Origin of the sequence: Tianweitania sp., assembly GCF_032053605.1 — a bacterium.
Lineage (GTDB): Bacteria > Pseudomonadota > Alphaproteobacteria > Rhizobiales > Rhizobiaceae > Tianweitania.
Window position 1 is genome coordinate 1 of record NZ_DAMBUH010000116.1, and the last position, 1,985, is coordinate 1,985.

General features: G+C 60.2%; 2 protein-coding genes. Both read right to left on the minus strand.

Translation table 11 applies throughout. The features are described 5' to 3' along the window. On the minus strand, positions 1-522 hold a 522-nt coding region (locus RTX98_RS17850), incomplete at its 3' end, for a DUF882 domain-containing protein (RefSeq protein WP_312798147.1). A 312-nt stretch (positions 523-834) separates the two neighbouring features. Beyond that, a partial coding sequence (locus RTX98_RS17855) for a sigma-54 dependent transcriptional regulator (RefSeq protein WP_312798148.1) occupies positions 835-1,985 on the minus strand: 1,151 nt, incomplete at its 5' end.

Here is a 1,985-nt window from a genome sequence, read left to right on the forward strand (position 1 = left end):
CGTGTCGCCCTTGGGGAATACGGCCATCAGCTGAGAGCGCGACATGCGCGGCCAATGGCGAACATTGCCGACATCGAGATGCACGAAAGGCGAACCGGAGGTCGGATAGAAACCGACGCCGCCCACGCCTTTGCGGAGGCCGAGTTCGCGCAGCTTGGAGAGCTTCACGTCAGGCAGATAGAAATCCATCGCCTTGCCGAGCATGTGTTGGCTCTTCTCGGCCACACCCGTGGTGCGGCTGCGGCCACGCAGCATCGAGTTGGTTGCCGGCGAACGATATGCGGAAATGACGGTGATGTAGGAACGCGAACCGGACGCCTGATACACCTCCCACACCAGATCGAGCAGCCGCGGATCCATCTTGGTGGATTCGTTGCGGCGCCAATCGCGCAGGAACTTGTTGACCTGGGCCAGACCTGACGGAATGTACTTCCCGTTCTTCTTGAACGTGATTTCGGCCTTTTCATTCGTGTGAATGAAGTGGAGCTTGAGCGTGCGGGTTTCGGCGGACGCAACGCTCATGCCGGAGCACAAACAGGCGACGATAAGGAACGACGCAGAAAGCCACTTGGGCAAGCCAAAGAAAATCGAGCGTTGAGCGTTCAATTTGCCGTCGGTCTTGGTCAAAATACTGCCTTGTCGGCTAGATGTCCCCGAGCACCGATGAGGACGACATTCGTGAATCGGTAACCACGATTGTCGATCCTAATGGTTAATCCATGCTTATTGAAGCCCAAATGCGGTTAGAGGATGGCGATGTCCACCTCTCGGGCCGATTATGGCAGGGATGGTAAAGCGTTTATTAGCAGGCAGTTGCGGCTGCAATCGGTGGCATCATGACGCAAGGCGTTCGTCATGCTCGCTTTCACCCACGAGCCCATACTCCTTGAGCTTGCGGTAAAGTGTGGAGCGCCCGATGCCAAGCCGGCGCGCAACTTCGCTCATCTGGCCGTTATAATGCTCCAAAGCGAGCCGGATCATTTCCCTTTCGATGTCGGCCAAAGCCCGGACCTCGCCGCGCTCGTCATGCGTGCGCATCAGGCCGTAAAGCGGCTGAGCCTCTGCCGCACTCGGTGGCGGAGGCGATCTCAGAACGAGCGGTTTAGCTTGAGAAAAATTCACGGCGTCGAGATCGATCTCGCCGAGCTGCGCGCGGATCTGCGGGAAGTCCCCCGTTGTAAGCAGGTGCCCATCGCTCAACACCAGCGCGCGAAAAACCGCGTTTTCCAGCTGCCGGATATTGCCCGGCCAGTCATAGGCTTCGAGCATGGTCAGCGCATCGGGCATGATGCCGGTCACCCGGCCGCGCGTTTCGCCCGCACTCAGCCGCTCGATGAAATGCCGCACCAGTGGCGCGATGTCTTCCGGCCGCTGCCGCAGCGGCGGCACCATGATCGGGAAGACGTTCAACCGGTAAAAGAGATCTTCGCGAAACAGCCCGTCCTTCACGCGCTGGATGAGATCGCGATGGGTGGCCGAGATCAGGCGAATATCGACCTTGACCGTCTGCTTGGAACCGACCGGATCGACCTCGCCGGTCTGCACGGCGCGCAGCAGCTTGACCTGGATATCGACGGGCAGATCGCCGATTTCGTCGAGAAACAGCGTGCCGCCATTGGCTTCCACGAACTTGCCGGCATGCTTTTCGGTAGCACCGGTGAACGAGCCTTTCTCGTGACCGAACAGGATGCTTTCCACGAGATTGTCGGGGATGGCGCCGCAGTTCACCGTCACGAACGGCTTGGAACGCCGGTCGCCGGTGCCCTGGATGGCGCGCGCCACCATCTCCTTGCCGACGCCGGATTCCCCCTCGATCAGGATCGGAATGTTGGACGCCGCAGCCTTTTGGCCAAGCCGCAGCACGCGGTCCATGCTCGGGCTGCGGGTCACGAGATCGCGGAAGGTCAGCGCGGTCGGCGTTCCCTTGCGCCGTCTTTTCTGCTCGTCGCCGCGGCTTTCTACCTTCAGCGCGTTGTTGACGGCAT